This is a genomic window from Vibrio sp. 1978, assembly GCF_033344345.1.
Map to the genome: position 1 here is coordinate 1 of NZ_JAWPOP010000738.1, position 594 is coordinate 594.

The 594-nt window shown below is 42.3% G+C and carries 1 pseudogene; it reads right to left on the reverse strand.

The features are described from left to right. Nucleotides 1-594 (reverse strand): annotated as a pseudogene (locus tag R8N49_RS28835) (D-alanine--D-alanine ligase A); the annotation flags it as partial.

The following is a 594-nucleotide window of genomic DNA, read 5'->3' on the forward strand; positions in this document are numbered from 1 at the left end:
ATCTGTTCTTGAGTCAGGTTCTTCGCTTCTACTTCTGTTAATGAATGGCTTGAGCTGCTGTATTTTTCATCGTATGAGTAAAATGCACCATCGGGTGCGATCACTTCACCTGGCTTAGTGATGTGCAGTTCACCGTTCATTTCATAAGCTGCGACTTCTAACTCACGAGGTTTTACCGCTTTCTCTACAAGTACTTGATCTGAATAACCAAACGCATCGTTTACTGCTTTAGCGATAGCTTGTTTTTCCGCTACACTGTAACACCCAACAGACGAGCCTTGGCGTGCAGCTTTAATAAACAGTTTCCCCCACTTTTCAAAGGCTTGTTCAGCTTGTTTATGAGCGTGTTCATCATTGCGAGTTAGGAATAAGTAAGGTGTATTTGGAATGTCTAAAGCGTCGTACCAAAGTTTTGATGTGATTTTATTGAAACTGTTGCTGCTTGCTTCTGGTCCACATCCTAAGTATGGGATACCGGCAATTTCGAATAGTGATTGAATGTCACCAGTCTCGCCGGGAAAGCCGTGAATACAAGGCACAATAAAGTCGATCGTTTGGTTGGATTCATTCGAGCACAATTGTTTGGTGTTTAAA